Annotated in this window: 16 protein-coding genes; 13 read left to right on the top strand and 3 right to left on the bottom strand. The window is 50.4% G+C overall.

Features of this window, described 5'->3' with window-relative positions:
- Window positions 1-43 precede the first annotated feature (43 nt).
- From IEX02_RS14475 to IEX02_RS14445, 7 genes are all read left to right on the top strand, one after another.
- On the top strand, window positions 44-790 hold the full coding sequence (locus IEX02_RS14475; protein ID WP_188696674.1) for a sulfite exporter TauE/SafE family protein: 747 nt from the start codon (window positions 44-46) through the stop codon (window positions 788-790).
- Window positions 787-1176 carry a rhodanese-like domain-containing protein gene (locus IEX02_RS14470; protein ID WP_229702238.1) on the top strand — a complete coding sequence of 130 codons (390 nt, stop codon included), beginning with the start codon at window positions 787-789 and terminating at the stop codon, window positions 1174-1176. The genes IEX02_RS14475 and IEX02_RS14470 overlap by 4 nt, the downstream gene beginning before the upstream one ends.
- A gap of 228 nt (window positions 1177-1404) precedes the next feature.
- Window positions 1405-3933 (top strand): efflux RND transporter permease subunit, encoded by a 2529-nt coding sequence (locus tag IEX02_RS14465; protein ID WP_188696671.1) that lies wholly within the window; start codon window positions 1405-1407, stop codon window positions 3931-3933.
- 15 nt (window positions 3934-3948) lie between these two features.
- Window positions 3949-4737, top strand: coding sequence for an outer membrane lipoprotein-sorting protein (locus IEX02_RS14460; protein ID WP_268237430.1), 789 nt, complete (start codon window positions 3949-3951; stop codon window positions 4735-4737).
- Window positions 4737-5996, top strand: coding sequence for a hypothetical protein (locus IEX02_RS14455; protein WP_229702237.1), 1260 nt, complete (start codon window positions 4737-4739; stop codon window positions 5994-5996). The genes IEX02_RS14460 and IEX02_RS14455 overlap by 1 nt, the downstream gene beginning before the upstream one ends.
- A 69-nt stretch (window positions 5997-6065) precedes the next feature.
- Window positions 6066-6284, top strand: a complete 219-nt coding sequence (locus tag IEX02_RS14450) for a YgaP family membrane protein (RefSeq protein WP_188696665.1) — start codon at window positions 6066-6068, stop codon at window positions 6282-6284.
- 49 nt (window positions 6285-6333) lie between these two features.
- Window positions 6334-6642, top strand: coding sequence for an ArsR/SmtB family transcription factor (locus IEX02_RS14445; protein WP_188696662.1), 309 nt, complete (start codon window positions 6334-6336; stop codon window positions 6640-6642).
- A 28-nt stretch (window positions 6643-6670) separates the two neighbouring features.
- On the opposite strand, the gene IEX02_RS14440 is transcribed toward IEX02_RS14445, so the two are convergent.
- Complete coding sequence (locus IEX02_RS14440) at window positions 6671-7960, bottom strand: sigma-54 interaction domain-containing protein (protein WP_229702236.1); 1290 nt, start codon at window positions 7958-7960, stop codon at window positions 6671-6673.
- 430 nt (window positions 7961-8390) lie between these two features.
- Between IEX02_RS14440 and IEX02_RS14435 the strand changes: the two genes are divergently transcribed.
- From IEX02_RS14435 to IEX02_RS14415, 5 genes are read left to right on the top strand one after another with little or no spacing between them, the layout of a single operon-like run.
- On the top strand, window positions 8391-9962 hold the full coding sequence (locus IEX02_RS14435; protein WP_188696660.1) for a cytochrome ubiquinol oxidase subunit I: 1572 nt from the start codon (window positions 8391-8393) through the stop codon (window positions 9960-9962).
- On the top strand, window positions 9959-11095 hold the full coding sequence (cydB, locus tag IEX02_RS14430) for a cytochrome d ubiquinol oxidase subunit II (RefSeq protein WP_188696657.1): 1137 nt from the start codon (window positions 9959-9961) through the stop codon (window positions 11093-11095). Before IEX02_RS14435 ends, cydB begins: the two co-directional genes overlap by 4 nt.
- A gap of 11 nt (window positions 11096-11106) precedes the next feature.
- Window positions 11107-11211 (top strand): cytochrome bd-I oxidase subunit CydX, encoded by a 105-nt coding sequence (cydX, locus tag IEX02_RS14425; protein ID WP_102796560.1) that lies wholly within the window; start codon window positions 11107-11109, stop codon window positions 11209-11211.
- Window positions 11212-11230: 19 nt separating this feature from the next.
- Entirely contained in the window at window positions 11231-12802 is a 1572-nt protein-coding gene (locus IEX02_RS14420; RefSeq protein WP_188696654.1) for an ABC transporter ATP-binding protein/permease, read from the top strand.
- The gene (locus IEX02_RS14415) at window positions 12799-14328 is read left to right on the top strand and encodes an ATP-binding cassette domain-containing protein (protein WP_188696652.1); all 1530 of its coding nucleotides are present in this window, start codon (window positions 12799-12801) and stop codon (window positions 14326-14328) included. The genes IEX02_RS14420 and IEX02_RS14415 overlap by 4 nt, the downstream gene beginning before the upstream one ends.
- On the opposite strand, the gene IEX02_RS14410 is transcribed toward IEX02_RS14415, so the two are convergent.
- Window positions 14325-14741 (bottom strand): acyl-CoA thioesterase, encoded by a 417-nt coding sequence (locus IEX02_RS14410; RefSeq protein WP_188696649.1) that lies wholly within the window; start codon window positions 14739-14741, stop codon window positions 14325-14327. The genes IEX02_RS14415 and IEX02_RS14410 overlap by 4 nt on opposite strands.
- 69 nt (window positions 14742-14810) lie before the next feature.
- Between IEX02_RS14410 and IEX02_RS14405 the strand changes: the two genes are divergently transcribed.
- Complete coding sequence (locus IEX02_RS14405) at window positions 14811-16886, top strand: tRNA(Met) cytidine acetyltransferase TmcA (protein WP_188696646.1); 2076 nt, start codon at window positions 14811-14813, stop codon at window positions 16884-16886.
- 81 nt (window positions 16887-16967) lie between these two features.
- Here the strand turns inward: IEX02_RS14405 and IEX02_RS14400 are convergent, their stop codons facing one another.
- Window positions 16968-18056 carry an acyltransferase family protein gene (locus IEX02_RS14400; RefSeq protein ID WP_188696643.1) on the bottom strand — a complete coding sequence of 363 codons (1089 nt, stop codon included), beginning with the start codon at window positions 18054-18056 and terminating at the stop codon, window positions 16968-16970.
- Window positions 18057-18326 lie beyond the last annotated feature (270 nt).

Genomic DNA, 18326 nt, shown 5'->3' with positions numbered 1-18326 from the left:
CATACAACGCAAGGTTATAAACTTATTCCAAAGAGAGATAACGATGCAGCTAGCCCTTTTCGCCGCCGCCGGTATTGGTCTGAGTCTGGGAATATTAGGTTCCGGAGGCTCGGTGCTTGCCCTGCCCTTGCTGGTTTATCTCGCAGGTCAGGATGTTAAGCAGGCCATTGTGGGCTCGCTATTTATTGTGGCGCTGATCAGCCTGGCCACCTTGCTGTTCAGCCCCGCCAAGCATCAGATTAACTGGCGTGCGGCTTTTCAATTAGCGGTAAGCGGCGCCTTGGGTAGCTATCTGGGTGCGTATGCTGCACAGTTTGCTCCCCCCTTGCTGCAACTCATTATCTTTGCCACCCTGATGTTAGTGGCAGCGCGCGCCATGTGGCGACATAAAGAAACAGAGACACATCAAGCCGGCCCTTATATCACTGTTGTAGCCGGTGTTCTGGCCGGCGCCTTGACCAGCTTTACCGGCGCAGGAGGCGGCTTTATGCTGTTACCGATTTTAGTTCGCTTTGCCGGTCTGGATTTCTTCCATGCCAGAGCCACCAGCTTGCTGTTGATATTCAGTAATGCGGCGTTAGCCTTAATGGCAAACTTGTCCATGCAAGCAAGCTGGCAACTGGATTGGCCTTTGCTGCTCGCCATCAGTTCACTGGGCATTGCTGGCAGCCTGTCGGGGCGCTACTGGTCGGCAAACTGGCCGCAACAACGTTTGCGTCGCGTTTTTGCCCTGTTATTAATGATTATTGCGTTGTTTATTGTCGGACACAGTCTACTGGAGGTTATATGATTAAAACTGCCCCACAATTGGTTGCAGAAGCCAAGCAGCATATCAAGGAAGTGCCTATCAGCACCCTGGAGCACCAATTAGCCCATCCCATCATTGTGCTGGATGTTCGTGAGCCCGATGAATACAAACAAGGTTTTGTACCCGGTGCGATTAATTTGCCCAGAGGAATTTTAGAAACCAGCTTGGCCAACCTCCCACAAGCAAAAGGGGCCGAAGCGCCCTTAGAAGAGCTGGCTGAACAAGAGATTTATCTGTATTGCCGCAGTGGTGCCCGCTCAGCACTGGCCGCTGAGTCGCTGATGCGTATGGGCTTTACCAAGGTTTACTCGGTAGAAGGTGGCTTTGAAGCCTGGAAGAAAGCCGATCTACGTATCGAAATGCCCTAGGGCAGCTTACCTTTCAAATATCGATACTGTTACATTCAGGCCTTAATATATGCGTGCCCCTACTCTGGGGGGCGCATCTCCTATCTCCTATCTCCTATCTCCTATCTCCTATCTCCTATCTCGCAAAGCATACTTTAGCAAAACACGAAATAAATAATGACAGATGTTTTTTTGTCCGCTATATTTCGCAATATTCTAAATTAGAAATTACTGATATTAGAGGCCCCTATGGTCAACGCACTTTTGAACTTCGCTATCCATCGTCGCAAATGGGTATATTGGGGTTTGCTGTTACTGACGCTGGCGTTCGTCGCACAGCTTCCCAAGATCCAGATCGATACCGATCCGGAGAATATGCTCAATGCCAATAATCCCGAGCGTCTGTTCCACAATCAGGCAAAAACCACCTTTGCCATGCATGACACTATTGTGGTCGGCGTGGTGAATCAACATAGCATCTACAACCCGCAAACACTGGCTGCACTGGTTGATTTGACCGAGTATGCAACGGGCATTGACGGTGTAGTGCAGGCGGATTTGATGTCTCTGGCCAACGTAGACAATATCACTCAGGCCGAGCCAGGTACCATACGCTTTGAGTGGATGATGAAGTCAGCCCCTACGGATCTTGCTGGTGCTAAACGTATTCAAGCACAGGCCGAAAAACTGCCGCTGCTACGTAACACGCTGGTCTCCGGTGATGGTAAAGCGGCGGCCTTGTATGTGCCCATAGTCGACAAAAATCAAAGCTACGCCATTGCCCGCGATCTCAAAGCCCATATTGCCACTTTAGCTAGTCAGGATGACTGGCATATCACAGGCCTGCCTGTGGCAGAGGACAGGTTCGGCTATGAGATGTTTGTCCAGATGGGTATCTCTGCACCCCTGGCGGGACTGACGATTTTCCTGCTTTTGTGGGTTTTCTTTCGCAATGTGCCCTTTATCCTGCCCGCCATGATCGTGGCTATGGCCACTGTTATGATCACTATGGGGGCGCTCATAGGTATGGGCTTCACCGTACATATCATGTCTTCCATGATCGCTATTTTCCTGATGCCCATCGCCGTGGTGGACTCGGTACATATTCTGTCGGAATTTGCTGACCGGCATAAGCCTGGGCAGCAAGCCAGTGACACCATTCGCCAGGTAATGGGACACCTGTTTACCCCTATGTTATTTACCTCGGTTACCTCCACCGTGGGTTTCCTGTCCTTGATGCTAACCCCGATTCCACCGGTTCAGGTGTTCGGCGCCTTTGTGGGCAGCGGCATTATGCTGGCCTTTTTGCTTACCGTCATTTTTGTGCCTGCTTATCTGTCAGGTTTAAGCGATAAGTCTCTAAGCCGCCTGTTAGAAAAGCTGCCTAAAGAGGCCGACTCTAAACTTACCCCAGCATTGCGCACCTTAGGTAAACTGGCCGGCAGCCATGCCAAACTCTGGTTATTAGGCTTTGCCGCACTATTTGGCTTGTCGGTATACGGCATCAACATGATTAATATCAATGATAACCCGGTACGCTGGTTCAAGTCTGACCATGAATTACGTATTGCCGATCGCGTCTTAAATGAACACTTTGCCGGTACTTATGACGCCTTTTTAGTCTTGAGTGATACCCATAATGTTAACCATAAGGCTATTCAGGCTATCGCCAACGTGGCTGAAGATAAGCAAATATCAGAGGAAACCCGCTCCTGGTTGCGTCAACAAGCCGAGGCCTTAGAACACAACAGCAACACCCTGCCGGCTTTGTTGCTGGCCGTTGATGATAAATCTTTCGAACTGAGTGACGAATACGAACTGGATCAGCTGTTGGCTGCACAAAGCACACTGGAAGCCTTATCCAGTCAATCCAAGCGCTTCTTATCCCCGTCGGTGTTGGATTACATGAGTCAGTTGCAACTTCACCTGCAAGACAGTGGTTTAGTAGGTAAATCAAACAGCCTGTCGGATGTGGTTAAAACAGTGAATCGCGAACTGCGCTCTGGCAACCAAACGGATTTTGTCTTGCCTGAGTCAGCCAATGGGGTGGCGCAAACCTTACTGCAATACCAGTCATCGCATCGCCCACAAGATCTCTGGCATTTTGTTACCCCGGACTACCGTCAAAGCCTGATCTGGCTGCAACTGACCAGTGGCGACAATCAAGATATGACTGGGGTGGTCAAACTGGTTGAAGACTATGTGCAGGCCAACCCTCTGCCGGCAGATATGAAGTTGGACTGGGCAGGTAAAGCTTACCTGAACGTGGTGTGGCAGCAAGAAATGGTAGCGGGCATGCTGGATAGTCTGATTGGCGCCTTTGTTATGGTATTGGTGATGATGGTTGTGCTGTTCCGTTCACTGGCATTCGGCATTCTGGCCATGCTGCCACTCACCCTGACCATCAGCTTGATATACGGCCTTATCGGCTGGATTGGTAAAGACTATGACATGCCCATTGCCGTGCTCTCATCACTGACCTTGGGCTTATCGGTGGACTTTGCCATACACTTTATTGAGCGCTTTCGCGCCACCTGGGCCGAGCATAAAGATTGGCAAACCACCTTGTCGCTGATGTTTGAAGAACCGGCCCGGGCCATCAGCCGCAACGCCATCGTTATCGCCATGGGCTTTACGCCGCTGCTGTTTGCGCCACTAGTGCCCTACATTACAGTAGGAGTATTTCTAGCCAGCATCATGGCCATTTCGGCGCTGGTAACACTGATTATGCTGCCGTCGCTGGTAAGCCTGTTACGTCCCTGGCTGTTTAAAGCCTGATAAGGAGAATTGATGATGAAAAACGCAGTTTTTTTACTTCTGAGCGGTCTGTCTTTGGCCAGTCCCATTCAAGCCCAAGAGGCTCGCGATATCGTCAAGCAAGCCGAGCTGACAGCCTATTATGCTGGTGATGACGGCCGCAGTGCGGCGCGCATGATCATCACCGACAATCAGGGTCGCAAACAGATGCGCCAGTTCACCATTTTGCGACGCGACCAGGTCGATGGCGGCGCGCAGGATATGATGGTGTTCTTTTCCCAACCGGCCGACGTTCGCGATACGGTATTCAGAGTGGTCAAGCACACTGACAGCGATGATGACCGCTGGCTGTACTTACCTGGCTTGGACTTGGTTAAGCGCATTTCGGCCGGTGATAAGCGAACGTCCTTTGTTGGCTCACATTTCTTCTATGAAGATGTCTCTGGGCGCAACACCGAGCTGGATGATTTTAGCTTACTGACGCAAAACGACGATCACTATCTTCTGGAGGGCAAAGCCAAGGATCCAGCCTCGGTAGAATTCAGTCGCTATGAAGTGAAGATCGATAAAGCCAGTATGTTGCCGGTACAAATTCGCTTTTTTGATAATCAGGGGCGCCAATACCGACAAGTCGACGCTCTCAAGGTAGAGAATATTGACGGCCACCCCACGGTAACGCATTCCAGAGTACAGGATTTACTGAGTGGCGGTCAGACCGAAATGCAATTTCGCTTTATTAAATACGATCTTGGCCTACCTGAGGATATTTTCTCTGAACGCAGTTTGCGTACCCCTCCCCGGGACTGGCTTAATCTGAGGGACTAATGATGACGCGTATCAGGTTACTTGCGCTCTTAGTCAGCTTTAGCGTGGCGGCACAAGAGCCGCCGCAGGACGACTGGGATATGGACTGGGAAGAAGACAGCGTCGCCCTGCCGGTACAAGGTTTTGCTGAACTGGCAGTGGGCAGCAGGCTTACATCCAGCCTCTGGAATCCGCGCATCAGTATGGCCGATGCCAGACTTAGATTGGAGAAAAGCACACAGTGGCAGCAGGTTGCTGTCACCGCCAAAGCGGATGGCTGGTATGACGGTGTTCAGCAACAATGGCGCGGCCAGTTTCGTGAGCTGTCGGCCACCTTTAGTCTTGGCCAACATATAGATGTTAAAGCAGGACGACAAATTCTTACCTGGGGAACCGGCGACTATGTGTTTTTAAACGACCTGTTTCCCAAAGACTGGCAATCCTTTTTTACCGGCCGCCACGATGAATACCTTAAAGCGCCCTCTGATGCCCTAAAGGTGTCCGGTTATTTTGACCTGGCGAATATCGACCTGGTATGGACGCCAAAGTTTGACCCGGATAACTATATTAATGGCGACTACTTTTCGTTCTTTAATCCATGGGCCGGAGGCATTATAGCGCCAGGCTTTAATGCCCTCACACCAAGTTCGGACGAATGGGCGCTTAGGCTGTTCAAGAACTTCGATGGCCGGGAGATGGCCTTTTACGCCTATGATGGCTATAGCAAGAGTCCGGAGAGTATAAGTTCTCAAGGGCTGCCAACCTTCGGTCGTCTGCGGGTGCTAGGTGCCTCAGTTCGCCAGGCGTTAGGAGCGGGTTTATTCAATGCGGAGCTGGCATTCCATGATAGCCGGGAGGACGAAAACGGCGACAATCCCAATATAGCGAACAGCCAATGGCGCGTATTGCTGGGGTATGAACAGGAGCTGTTGACACGTTTAACCGGCGGCTTTCAATTGTACCTCGAACACACTCAAGATCATGCGGCCCTGTTAGCTAATTCACCTTTTCCACAATGGGAAAAGGAGCAGAATCGGGTGGTGCTGACCAACCGGCTCACCTGGCGCAATGCCTCGGACGATCTGACCTTATCGCTGTTTAGCTTCTACTCGCCTTCCGACCAAGATGGTTATCTGCGCCCCAGTTTACATCATCGACTGGACGATAACTGGTCATGGGCGGCGGGATTTAATCTGTTTTTCGCCGAAAAACAGCACAGCTTCTTTGGCCAGTTCAAAGACAACAATAACGCCTGGCTGCGTGCCAGATACAGCTTCTGAGGTTGACGGTACAGAGGTTTAAACTAGCCACACAGCGTTCAACAACAATTCACTTTGAGGAGAAGTAAAATGAGTGCAGAACGAGCCCTGACTGCCTTTGCCGGCTTTATGGTGCTATTATCCGTCGCCTTGACGGTCTGGGTACACCCCAACTTTGTCTGGTTTACCGTATTTATCGGTGCCAATTTATTCCAGCAGTCCTTTACCGGTTTCTGTCCGGCAACCATTGTACTGCGTAAGGTATTCGGATTTAAAACCGAAGCAGAACTGGCCAGGGCTGGTAAATAAAAGATTGTGCGGCACCTGTGCGTGCCGCGCTTGTTGTATAGGGGCAACCATGACCAACATTGAATTGCATCAAGATGAAGCCAGCAAGGCCGCTGCATTTCTTCGTTCATTGGGTAACGAGCACCGACTGCAGATCCTCTGCCGACTGGCCAGCGGAGAGCTGAATGTCGGCGAGTTGCACAGCACCTTCAGCCTCAGTGCCTCAGCGTTTTCCCAGCACCTGGCCGTATTGCGGGAGCAAGGTTTAGTGCAATGCCGCAAGGAAGCACAAACCATCTACTACAGCATTAAGGACCCGGATACCCTGCGTTTTATGCAGTTACTTAAAGATAAGTTCTGCCCTGAACTACCGGCCTGAAGAGCGTAAAGAAATCCATCCTGGCCGGTTAGCGATAGCGTAAACCAAACTTGTGTAACTTACGGTATAAGGTTCTATCGCTCACCCCAAGGGCACTTGCCAGCTCTTCAAAGCTGCCGGAAAACCTTTCGCAAAGCTGTGCTAAGTAATCTCCTTCAAGCTCCTCCAAACTGCGAATCTCTGTCTGCTGCTGCGCATTGACACCCGTTTGACAGACCTGCGGAAGATCTTCCAGTTGAATTTGCCTTTCATTCGCAACCAGGTTTGCCTGCTCAACAATACTTTTCAGCTCTCTGATATTGCCTGGATAGCTATAGGCACAAAGCGCCTGCATCGCAGCAGGCGAGAAATGCTTGCGCTCTGTGCCTGTCAGTAAAAACTGTTCCACCAGCAAAGGGATATCAGCGGGTCGTTCACGCAGTGCTGGTAACTGTATGGGGAATCCGGCAATACGGTAATATAAGTCCTGGCGAAACTCGCCCGCTTCTACCATTGCCAGCAGGTTTTTATGTGATGCACAGACCAAACGAAAATCGCTGCGTTTTGGGTGTAGCCCTCCCACCGCTCTGAAAGTGCGAGTCTCCAGAAGACGTAATAGTTTCACCTGCATATTCAGCGGCACATCGCCAATTTCATCAAAAAACAAAGTGCCACCGTTGGCCAGCTCCACTAGGCCTTTTTTGGCCTGACTGGCGCCGGTAAACGCACCTTTTTCATGCCCGAACAACTCGCTTTCAAACAAGGCTTCGCTAAGCCCGGTGCATTCGATGATTACAAAGGGTTTGTCATGACGATGACTGGCATCGTGCACGGCTCTGGCCGCCAGTTCTTTGCCCGTGCCGGTTTCGCCCTGTAACAGTACACTGATATCAGCCGAGGCAGCCCGATTGAGCAAGTTCAGCATGCGGTTAAATGAGGCCGATACCCCAACCATTTTATTCACTCCAGCGCCTGCCGCGGCGAATTCCACCTTGTTTAAAATTTCTAAGTATCCAAGGGTCATGCCATCTTCATCCTGCACCGGCCGCATCAGAATATCGCAATGCTGTAACCCTGCCTGGGTGTGATGCACGTGTACCACACTAGTGCTGCGACCATGCAACTGACAATGAAGCAATGGACACTCTTCCCCATGACGATCGCAAGGCTCAGCCAGGTGATGAGAAATTTCATGACAGCGGCTATGACCAAGCTTGACCGGCTGTTTATAAGTGTCCAGGTAGGCACGATTTACTGCCTGGATAGAATAATCCGGGCGAATAAAAATGGCTGGTTTATCCAGAGCATCTATCATGGATTGGATAATCGAAAGGTTCATAAACGCCATATATGTCAATAACACCAAGCAAATACTGACACAATTGACAAACCAAGCACAGGACATTTTTGTCCGTCACTACTCAGTCAAAAGGGATACTTCGGAACAACAAGCTTCTAGATAACAATAACTTCTCCGGGACTATCTAATAATCGATGCACTTCGGACACGCCACCTGCCAGCAAATTAAACTCCGCTTCAGGGAAGCGCCGCATCATAGCCTGACATTTTTGTCAGTCACATTCATCTTCAACATCATAGCTTGTGCCAGTTTATCTCCCCGCTCAGCAGAAAAAATAGCGCATTCACACGAATGTCTTACCTCTGTGGTGATATGGATCAAAACTTGCTGATACCCACAATGAGAGAGTAATCCTCTAAAAAAAATCAATCACCACCTTCACAAGGAGTCTGCTATGAGGGTTTGGCTATGAACGAAACACTCATCGAACTTTCGCGCTGGCAGTTTGCACTGACGGCAATGTTCCACTTTATCTTCGTGCCGCTGACGCTGGGCTTAAGCTTTTTGCTAGCCATTATGGAGTCGGTCTATGTTATGACCGGCAAGGAGATATACAAACAGATGACCAAGTTCTGGGGCAAGCTGTTTGGCATTAACTTTGCGCTGGGTGTGGCCACCGGTCTGACCATGGAGTTCCAGTTTGGCATGAACTGGGCCTACTACTCACACTATGTAGGCGACATATTTGGCGCACCGCTAGCCATTGAAGGGTTAATGGCGTTCTTCCTGGAGTCGACCTTTGTCGGCCTGTTTTTCTTTGGCTGGGACAAAATGTCCAAGGTCAAGCACCTTGCCACGACCTGGCTAGTGGCAATCGGCTCGAACTTCTCAGCTCTGTGGATCTTGATTGCCAATGGTTGGATGCAGTACCCGGTAGGTGCAGAATTCAATATTGAGTCCATGCGAATGGAGATGACCAGCTTTGCCGAGGTGATTTTCAACCCGGTGGCTCAGGTGAAGTTTGTTCACACTGTGTCGGCCGGTTATGTCACTGGTGCCATGTTTATTCTGGCGATTTCCAGTTACTACCTGCTTAAAGGCCGTGAAATAGCCTTTGCTCGCCGCTCTTTCGCCATTGCTTCCAGCTTCGGCCTGGCCTCAATATTGTCAGTGATTGTACTGGGTGATGAGAGCGGTTATGAGTTGGGCGACGTGCAAAAAGTGAAATTAGCCGCGGTGGAAGCTGAATATGAAACTCAGCCAGCACCCGCAGCCTTTACGCTATTTGGCATCCCCAATGATGAGCTTGAGAAAACCGAGTATGCCGTGAAGATTCCCTGGGTGATGGGACTAATTGCAACTCGCTCTTTAGATGAAGAAGTGATGGGGATCCGTGAACTGAAAGAAGAGCACCGACACAAGATCATCGCTGGCACCAAAGCTTATGGTCTGCTGGAGAAAGTCAAAACTGGACAAGCAAGCGAGGCTGAGTTGGCCATCTTTGCACAAAACAAGGACAATTTGGGTTATGCCATGCTGCTTGAGCCTTTCACTAAAAATGTGGCCAACCCCAGCGAGGAGGCTATTCAGCGAGCAGTGGACTACAGTATTCCTCCGGTAGCCCCGCTGTTCTGGAGTTTCCGTTTGATGGTAGCCTGCGGCTTTTTAATGCTCGCACTCTTTGCCGCAGCCTTCTGGTATAGCACCAAGCACCAGATTACCAAGCCGCGTTGGTTACTTAAGGCGTCACTGTTCAGTTTACCCTTACCCTGGATCGCCTGTGAAGCAGGTTGGTTTGTCGCAGAGTTTGGTCGCCAGCCCTGGTCCATCGCGGAGGTACTGCCGGTACACGCCTCGGTATCTAATCTCTCTGTAAGCGATGTCATTATCACTCTGGTTGCTTACTCCAGTTTCTACCTGGTGATGTTTATTATCGGTTTTTACCTAATGCAAAAGTTTGCCAAACAAGGGCCTACTGCCCTTGCCCAACAAGCCGAGCAGGATAAATTAGACCTCGACATCAAAGGAGCACAAGCATGATCGATTATGAAGTACTGCGTGTTATTTGGTGGGTACTGGTCGGCGTCCTGCTGATTGGCTTCGCCATTACCGACGGCTTTGACTTAGGTGTTGGTGCACTCTTGACCCTGGTAGGAAAAACCGATCAGGACAGACGGGTAATGATCAATACCATTGGCCCGCACTGGGATGGTAACCAAGTGTGGTTTATTACCGCCGGCGGCGCCATTTTTGCAGCCTGGCCGATGATCTATGCCGCCGCCTTTTCAGGCTTCTATTTGGCCCTGGCCTTAACGCTAATGGCCTTATGGATGCGCCCAATTGGCTTTGATTACCGCAGTAAACTGCCCAATGCAACCTGGCGAAAAACCTGGGACTGGGCACTGTTTGCTGGCGGACTGATCCCTGCCCTTATCTTTGGTGTGGCCTTCGGCAACCTGCTATTAGGTGTTCCCTTTGAGCTGGATAACACCCTCAGGCCCACTTACACCGGCAGTTTCTTTGGTCTGCTAAGTCCCTTTGCTATCCTCTGCGGTCTGGTGTCTGTCACCATGTTGCTCAACCATGGTGCCACCTGGTTGCAGTTAAAAACCACCGACCAGTTACTGGCGCGCTCTCGCTCAGTATCCGTGGTGCTGTCCCTTGTGACTGTCGTGCTGTTTATTCTAGCCGGAATCTGGATTGCATTTGGAGTAGACGGATTTGTGGTGACCTCAGCCATTGACCCTTATGCCACATCTAACCCATTAACTAAAACGGTTGAACAGCAAAGTGGTGCCTGGCTGAGCAATTATGCCAGCTACCCCTGGATGCTGATTGCTCCGCTGTTGGGTATTGCAGCCGGTCTGGCATGTGCTTTGTTCTCGCTGAAAAAACGCGGCGGATGGGCCTTTGTCAGTAGCGCACTCTGCATGACCGGCATTATCCTTACCGCGGGTTTCTCCATGTTCCCGTTTTTGATGCCAAGTTCCACTATGCCTAATGCCAGCCTAACCATGTGGGACGCCACATCCAGCCTGCTGACGCTGAAGGTTATGTTTGCCGTTGCCTGCATCTTTGTTCCTATTGTTTTGGCTTATACCACGTACAGCTTTTGGGTCATGCGCGGACGCATCAAGCAGTCCGAACTGAACCAAAGCCATGCGATTTACTAGGAGGATCTATTATGTGGTATTTCACTTGGATACTTGGCGTATTGCTGGCCTGTGCCTTTGGCATTATCAATGCCATGTGGCTGGAGTCCACCGAAGACATGGACAGAAATGACTGAGCATGCCGCCGGACTAAGTATGACAAAGTGGCTTAGTCAGCAGGGGGCCGCCTCGCGCGGCGCCCTGCATTTACTGACAATTCTGGGTTTGGCGGGTTTTACCTGCCAGCTCGGTTTATTTTGGTTTGTTAGCCTTGCGGTTGACGATCTCATCGTCAATCAACAGCCGCCAGCCCCCGCTACCCTGCAGGGTGTGGTACTGACGGCCGCCTTATGGCTAGTGTTCGATTATCTGAAACAGCAACTTACCCAACGCACACACTTACAGCTCTGCCAAGGTTTACAAGCGCAGCTGCATACGCAACTCTTGCGAGGGCAATTGGCCTTAGTGCGTCAAAAGCCTAATTTTTACTGGCAGCAATTATGGTCGCTGCATATTCCTGCCACTGCAGACTTTCTCACCCGTTATCAAGTGCAAAAGCAACTGGCGGTTTTAGCCCCTTTACTGGCCCTTGTGTGCCTGTGGCCTACCAGTTGGCTGATAGCCCTGCTAATGTTCGTTACCTTACCTGTCGTGCCCTTATTTATGTATCTGGTAGGTAGTGGCGCGGCGACTCGGCATCGCCGACATTTCGCGGCACTGACACGCTTGGGCAGTTTATTTGCCGACCGTCTAAAAGCTGCCGACCTGCTCCTGGTGCATCAGGCGCATACCAGCCAACAACGCTTGCTGAAAAACGCCAGCGATGATTTAAACCAGCGCACCATGAACGTGGTTAGCCTGGCGTTTTTATCTTCCAGCGTACTGGATTTTTTTGCCACCCTAGCCGTGGCTTTGGTGGCGGTGTTTGTGGGTTTCAATCTATTAGGCGAAGTGCAAATTGGTCCGGAGCTGAGCCTGCAACAAGGGCTGTTTATACTACTCGTCGCTCCCCTTTGCTTCAGTGAACTGAAAACGCTGGGCCGCCTTTATCATCAAAAGGCCGCCGCCGAAGCTGGCGCCGCCGAACTAAAACCCATTTTAGACATGCCGCTCCCCCCTTCTCCACAGGGACATTTTACGGGGCTGGAGTGGCTGTCGGTGCAATCGGAGCATCCCCGGCTACATGCCAAAAGACTAGTCTTACACCCCAAAGATTGGGTGCAACTCTCGGGTCCCTCCGGTAGTGGAAAAACCCTGTTGCTGGAATGTTTACTTGGACAGCGGCCATGCAGTCATAAAATGCAGGGCCAAGCGGTATTATTAACCCAACAGGCTATTATTACCCCGCAGAGTCTGCGCGATAATCTGTGTCTGGGGCAGACGCACAACGACGAAAAGCTTTGGGATATTCTCTCGCAAGTTGAGCTACATGATTGGGCCAGCAATCTCCCCCAGGGCCTGGAGACATTGATGGGGGAACATCCGCCATTATCCGGGGGACAGGCTCAGCGCGTCGCTTTAGCACGGATTTTATTGTCTGACGCCTCACTGGTTTTATTGGATGAACCCACCGCCCACCTGACTGACGAGCAACATCAGCGACTCTGCCAGCTGCTCAGGCAACAACTGGCCGAACGAACGCTGGTGTGGGCCTCTCATAAGCCCCTGCCAGAAGCGTGGTTTAACCGCCATTGGCAAACAGATAACCTGGAGGTGATCAGCCGATGAAATCAAATCTGCTGGCCACGCTGTTGGCCGCCATACATGTCACTGCCGGCCTGATCTTATTGATTTTTTCCAGTTGGTTTATCGCTGCCTGTGCCATCGCTGCGCCCGGCTTTAACTACATGTTACCTGCAGTGGTTATCCGCGCATTGGCGTTGATCCGTATTGCCTCAGGTTACGGCCAAATGTGGCTTGGCCATAAACAACTACTAACCCGACTGGCTGTTACACGCTTAGCGCTATTCCAACGTCTGCAAAACAGTCGCTTACCGCAACAAGATGCCAGTACCGAAGCCTTGGTTCAGCATACCGAAGCCGTAGCAGCATTGTGGGTTGCCTGGATAGGACAACATGCTGGTGTAATCTTAATGATGCTGATTAGTCAGCTCACTTTGCTGTGGTTACTCCCTCCAATGGCGGTGTATGGCTGGGCGTTACTTATTGGCGGCACACTGAGTTTTGGCTGGGTATGCATAAAAGCGCTGCGCGACAGTGAGGAGCTCTTAAAACAAAAGCAAGCATTCAGGCATTACAGTAATAGCCAGCTAACGAGTTGTTCTTTATGGCATTTACAAACTAACCTGACGCTACCAGATGCATCATTAATGTGGCAGGCACAGCAGGCTGTTCAGGCTCGAGGCGACAATGCCGTATGGCGTTTACATCTGTTAAGTCTGATGCTACTCACCAGCATACTGCTACAAGTACCCCAAGCGCTGTTTGGGCAAGCAACCTTACTTATTCCCATAATGCTGCTGTTAAGCGCACGGGACTGGTTAGCAAGCCCCCTACGCTCTCAACCCGCCCTGGCGGATTACCTGAATGGAAAATCACAGTTAACTCACCTGGCCGTCCATAAGCTGACGCGCCAAGCCTTAGATATACCGCTGAAAGAGCTGAATATCCATAGGTTGAAAGTAGATAACAGGCCGCTACCACCAGTCAGCCTGGGTATAAGGCAAGGTCAGTTATTGCTGCTGCAAGGCAGTTCCGGCTCAGGAAAAACCAGTTTACTGCAAGCCATATATGGATTTATTCCCTATCATGGAGAGCGTATGGTCAATAACCAGTTACTTAACCAGGGCTTAGTTGATAGCTGGTATTTTGCCGAACAACAGCCTACCTGCTTGGCAGGCAGCCTCAGGGACAATCTGAAAATAGCCAATCCACAGGCAAGTGATGAAACCTTGATTGAGGCGCTACGCCGCGCCAACCTGAGCCATTTAGAAGATAGTCTGGATAGCTGGCTAGGAGACACGGGACGCAGATTAAGCGGCGGCGAGTTGAAACGTCTGAATCTGGCCAGAGCCTGGCTAAGCGATGCGCCGCTTTGGTGTCTGGATGAACCTTTTGAGGGATTGGACAGCCATCAGCAGAGCCTGATGGCCGACAGTATCAACCTGGCAGCAAAGGACAGAATCGTTATCCTGGCTAGTCATTTACGACCAAGCAATCTCAACATCAACCACAAACTGGATATTGATAAGCTCGCTGAAGTTGATACTAGTGCGAAGCATAAGGTGGGCTAGCCCAACATATTCAAACTTTTCAGTTCCTGATGAGTCTGCGCTTCCAGTTCGTCCATGGTTTTACCATGGGGCACCGGCAAGCGGGTATCGGGGTCAACCCGCACGAAGACAATATCGTCGGCAAAGCAGATGGTCTTCTTGGTGGCTTTGTTACGCACCAGGCAGGAGACCGTGATAGAAGTGCGACCGACTTTCTTGGTCGCCAGACCAAATTCCACGACGTCGCCTTGCAGCGCGGGAGACTCAAAGCTGATCTCGCCAATATGTTTAGTCACCAGATGATTGCTTTCCAACTGACAAATGGCATAAATCGCCGCCTCTTCATCAATCCATTCCAACGCCCGGCCACCAAACAGGGCATTGGCATAATTAAGGTCATTGGGCATGACCAGGCGACGAGATAAAAAGCGCATTCGAATTCCTCTACAGCTATAGGATAAACTAGGGCCTAAGTATACCAGTTATCTGACCATAAGGCCGACGTGCAACACGCTTTTCAATCCTGGCTCAACGAGCGCAAACAAGGAGTATTTCATCGCCAGTTGCTGGTGATCCAAGGATCGCCGGACTGGACACGTCAACAAGCGCAAGCGCTTACCTCAGGTACGGCCTCGCTTTGGGTTGGTGAGGGTGAGGGACAGATACTCAGCAAGAACTACCGACAGCAGCTTGGCCGCGAATGGGATAATGTTGTTTATGATCTACGTGCTGGCGTCAGCGCCAATGCGTTGGTCGCCTTGTCAGGTACTGTGCGTCGTGGCGGATTAATGGTACTGCTGGCACCAGTTGAAGAACAGTGGGCAGAAGAACTCCGCGGGCTCACTGGCAAACTATCCTATGGCGTCAAGAAACATTCAGGGCTTTTCTGTCAGTGGCTACAGCATAAGCTTCAACATAATGAAAACGTAGCAATACTGCACCCTGATAGCTTTAACGGGGTAAACCAACCAGTAAACGCCCAGACAACAAAGCTAGCCTCCCCCTATGCCAGTCAAGAGCAGGAACTGGCTGTGCAAGCCATTATCAAGGTGGCATGCGGACACCGAAACCGGCCTCTGGTACTGACTGCCGATCGGGGGCGTGGCAAAACCTCGGCATTAGGCCTAGCTGCAGCGCAATTGCTCAAGCAGGGTAAACAAGTTTTAATGACTGCACCGCACATTGACGCGGTAGCGCAAGCTTTTACTCATGCCTCGCAACAACTTGGTAGCAGGCAGCAAAGCGAAAATGGATGTATCAAAACCGAACAAGGCAGCCTTAAGTTTGTGCCGGTGGATGTGCTGTTAAAAGAACGGCCGCCAGCCGACCTACTGCTGATTGACGAAGCGGCAGCCATTCCAGCCCCACAATTGAAGCGCCTGCTGAATCAGTACAATCGTTTGGTATTTTCTTCGACTATTCACGGCTATGAGGGCAGCGGTCGGGGATTCGACATTCGCTTCAAACCTTACCTGCAAACTCAGCGCCCACAATGGCGAAGCTTGCATATAAGCGCACCGCTGCGCTGGCATGAGGGTGACTGCCTGGAGCAATTTTGGCTTGATGCCTTACTTATGCAGGATGCACCAGCCAACAAGGCGCCCACCACCGAGCCGCTGCAATTACATCAGCACAGTGCCGAACAACTAGCATCTAGTCCTCAGCTACTGCATCAAATTTTTGAATTGCTGGTCAATGCCCATTATCAGACCAGCCCTGACGACTTGCAGCGCATACTGGATGCCCCCGATTTACAACTATACTCGCTGAAACAGCAAGGCCAGTTATTAGGTGCCATGTTGGTACAAAGCGAAGGCGGTAACGCGCTAACAGCACTGGCAGAACCTATCAGTCAGGGAGAGCGACGTGTACAAGGGCATCTTTTGGCCCAAAACCTGAGTGCCTATCTTTGCGAACCGGCGCTGGCCACCTTAAGTCATTGGCGTATTGTGCGTATTGCTATGCATCCACAGTATCGCAGGCAAGGACATGGACTACGAATGCTGAAAGAGTTAGCTGTATACGCCAAAATAAAGGGGGTCGACAGTTTGGGCACCGCCTACGGCGCCACTAATGAATTATTAGCCTTCTGGCACAAGGCAGGCTTTGCGCCTGTGCGACTGGGTCACAAACTAGATGCCGCCAGTGGCGAACACAGTGTATTAATGCTGTATGCGCTAAACGAACAGGCAGAATACTGGCAACACCAGCTTTTAGCGCATTTTTGCAGAGAGCTACAACACTTACTACCCAGCACCTTCAGGCAACTGGACAGTGCTCTCGTATTGCAACTTACCGGCATACTTTGCCAACCTCAGCCACTCAGCATCCATGAGCGTCGCTTGCTGACCGCCTTCGCAGCCGGCATGCAACCTTTGGAGAACCTCCATCTGGCCATGCTAACGCTGCTAACCCAACCTCACAGTAAAAAGCAATTAGGTGCGGCAGCGGCCGCTCGTTATGTGCTGCAGGGCTGGGATCGCCTGGCTATCTGTGCCGAATATGGCCTAACCGGCAAACGCCAGTTAGCTGAGTATCTCAGACGCTGGGTTAAGCTTGTTTTGGATGAAGCCCTTTAGTACCACTTCGATACATCCTCGGATGATATCTCTAAGTCCCATAGTCAGCTACCGACACTTTCCCCTATTCCAATGCCGGATTCAGTACGAGTCCAGCACGCTTCTGCTTTGCTTAGCTTCGCTTTTATTGCGCACTACCCATAAGGTTAAGTACTTTTTAAGCAAAGGAGCCAGGGGCTGCTCGACAAAACGATGGATAACATAGGCAATAAGTAACATCAGTAACGCTGTGGCAAACAGTAGCACGTACTTATGAACATACTGGCCATAGGCATTGAACAACATATAGCCAATATTTTGATGAATCAGATACAAGGGATAAGTTAGTGCTCCCCAGGCAGCAAACCTGACATTTCTCAGTGGATGCTGATGTGCCAGTGCACTGAATAACATCAAAGCAAAAAACACCAGATTCAGCCCAAGGATAATAAATTCATTGAACGCTGTGCCATACCAACCTTCCATCATGCTGGTAAATAACCAGTTCTGACAGATGACGAAAGTTAACGCCATTAGCAACAAGAAAAACTTCACCAGATCCAGCCCATCTTTGCGAATAAGGTAGAGAAGGCAGCCTGTTGCAAAGTATCCCCACCAATGAGGAAACGCGTTGCTCCAAAGATCAAATGCTGGTCCCCAGGGAGTGAACAGCGAAACCGTACAAACCAACAACGACAAACCAATCAATGGCAGAATAAAGCGCAGCCAGCCACACCAGGCCAAGGCAAACATCACCAGATAAAACTGCATCTCTATCCACAATGTCCAATAGGCAGACTCAATGTGTTTTATCCCCATAGCAGCCTGAAACATAGTGGCATTGGCTGCAAGTTCAGCATATGACGCCTGAAACTGACTTTGATTGAAGTACAAAATGCAGCTAGCGGTTAAGAGCACGCCAATCCAATAAGCCGGATAGAGTCGGATAAAGCGGGAAATGAAAAACTTACCAGGCTGACCATCCTTAGCACTCATCAAGATAACAAAACCGCTGATGATAAAGAAAAAGTTGATACCCAGATAAAAATAGCGACTGAACTCACCGATGGCATCAAAGCGAATACCAGGGGCATAATCCAACATATAGCCCACAAAGGTATAGTGAAATACCAGCACCATGACCGCAGCTACAAATCGATAGAGATCGATCTCGTATAGTCGCTTATCCATTAACCACTCTCCTATCAAGACCATCAAGCTAGTTTATCTATCTGACTTTACAGGATTTTCACATTTGTATCAGCGAATGATTGTAAACTTGTGAATAAATAACATCACTATCATCACCAACATAGTGGAAACATTGCGGGTGCAGTAGTTATGACTTGCGTAGTCTACCTGGTCAGGTGGAAAGTAAAAAAGAAGACACTAAATCGCAGGCAACAAAAAAGGGCTATCCACTTGGATAGCCCTTCTTCGTATTGGGAGCCTGGCGGTGTG

The sequence above is a fragment of the Bowmanella pacifica genome (assembly GCF_014645355.1).
GTDB lineage: Bacteria > Pseudomonadota > Gammaproteobacteria > Enterobacterales > Alteromonadaceae > Bowmanella > Bowmanella pacifica.
Note: the sequence above shows the minus strand (reverse complement) of the source record. Positions and strands in the feature narration are given on the sequence as shown.

Excerpts from the sequence above, each read along its gene's own strand:
- IEX02_RS14475 (WP_188696674.1), top strand. The coding sequence starts at position 44 with ATGCAGCTAGCCCTTTTCGCCGCCGCCGGTATTGGTCTGAGTCTGGGA.
- IEX02_RS14470 (WP_229702238.1), top strand. The coding sequence starts at position 787 with ATGATTAAAACTGCCCCACAATTGGTTGCAGAAGCCAAGCAGCATATC.
- IEX02_RS14465 (WP_188696671.1), top strand. The coding sequence starts at position 1,405 with ATGGTCAACGCACTTTTGAACTTCGCTATCCATCGTCGCAAATGGGTA.
- IEX02_RS14460 (WP_268237430.1), top strand. The coding sequence starts at position 3,949 with ATGAAAAACGCAGTTTTTTTACTTCTGAGCGGTCTGTCTTTGGCCAGT.
- IEX02_RS14455 (WP_229702237.1), top strand. The coding sequence starts at position 4,737 with ATGATGACGCGTATCAGGTTACTTGCGCTCTTAGTCAGCTTTAGCGTG.
- IEX02_RS14450 (WP_188696665.1), top strand. The coding sequence starts at position 6,066 with ATGAGTGCAGAACGAGCCCTGACTGCCTTTGCCGGCTTTATGGTGCTA.
- IEX02_RS14445 (WP_188696662.1), top strand. The coding sequence starts at position 6,334 with ATGACCAACATTGAATTGCATCAAGATGAAGCCAGCAAGGCCGCTGCA.
- IEX02_RS14440 (WP_229702236.1), bottom strand. The coding sequence starts at position 7,960 with ATGAACCTTTCGATTATCCAATCCATGATAGATGCTCTGGATAAACCA.
- IEX02_RS14435 (WP_188696660.1), top strand. The coding sequence starts at position 8,391 with ATGAACGAAACACTCATCGAACTTTCGCGCTGGCAGTTTGCACTGACG.
- cydB (WP_188696657.1), top strand. The coding sequence starts at position 9,959 with ATGATCGATTATGAAGTACTGCGTGTTATTTGGTGGGTACTGGTCGGC.
- cydX (WP_102796560.1), top strand. The coding sequence starts at position 11,107 with ATGTGGTATTTCACTTGGATACTTGGCGTATTGCTGGCCTGTGCCTTT.
- IEX02_RS14420 (WP_188696654.1), top strand. The coding sequence starts at position 11,231 with ATGACAAAGTGGCTTAGTCAGCAGGGGGCCGCCTCGCGCGGCGCCCTG.
- IEX02_RS14415 (WP_188696652.1), top strand. The coding sequence starts at position 12,799 with ATGAAATCAAATCTGCTGGCCACGCTGTTGGCCGCCATACATGTCACT.
- IEX02_RS14410 (WP_188696649.1), bottom strand. The coding sequence starts at position 14,741 with ATGCGCTTTTTATCTCGTCGCCTGGTCATGCCCAATGACCTTAATTAT.
- IEX02_RS14400 (WP_188696643.1), bottom strand. The coding sequence starts at position 18,056 with ATGGATAAGCGACTATACGAGATCGATCTCTATCGATTTGTAGCTGCG.